General features: G+C 38.5%; 1 protein-coding gene. It reads right to left on the bottom strand.

Features of this window, described 5'->3' with window-relative positions:
* A partial coding sequence (locus Q7L73_RS28640; RefSeq protein ID WP_304715812.1) for a hypothetical protein occupies positions 1-561 on the bottom strand: 561 nt, incomplete at both ends.

Raw genomic sequence — 561 nt, 5'->3', positions numbered from 1 at the left:
TTGGGTCGAATGCCCTTTCGGCATCATTGCTCAATGTTTTCTCAAAACCGGCTGTGACCACATCTCTAAGGAAATCAAGGTTATTGCTTACCGCAAGTATGTCACCTATGTTTTTGGCAACATCAATCTTAAGCTTGTTGACATCCACCTTGATTTGCGGAATGTCATTTGTGTTTGCTGAAATTCCATTTATCGTGTTTAGGATGCTTTGCAGGTTTGTCTCCAAAGTGTTCAATGAACCTTCAAGGTGAGATATCTGCTGTGTAAGTTGGTTAAGGTCTGCCTTTTCAAGAATGTTGAATTTTGGAATCTCAACAAGTCCAGAATCATTTGTGACTGAACCAAGCATACCATATTCACCCGCATCATCCGCATAGATGTTGGAGATTAGGAATGTCGCTTTGTCCTTTGGAAGCTTGTCATCAACTTCAACCCATATCGATGTAATTCCATTTCCTTCGTCTTTTGTGTAGTATTTCGGTAGATCAAGTGAAAGATTTTGTGTATATTGGTAAATTCCTTTTAAATAACCAATAGACAACATAACAATTGACTTCACAA

It is taken from the genome of Conexibacter sp. CPCC 205762 (assembly GCF_030646155.1).
GTDB lineage: Bacteria > Actinomycetota > Thermoleophilia > Solirubrobacterales > Solirubrobacteraceae > Conexibacter.
The sequence above is the reverse complement of the archived record's forward strand: the minus strand, read 5'-3'. Positions and strand labels throughout refer to the sequence as shown.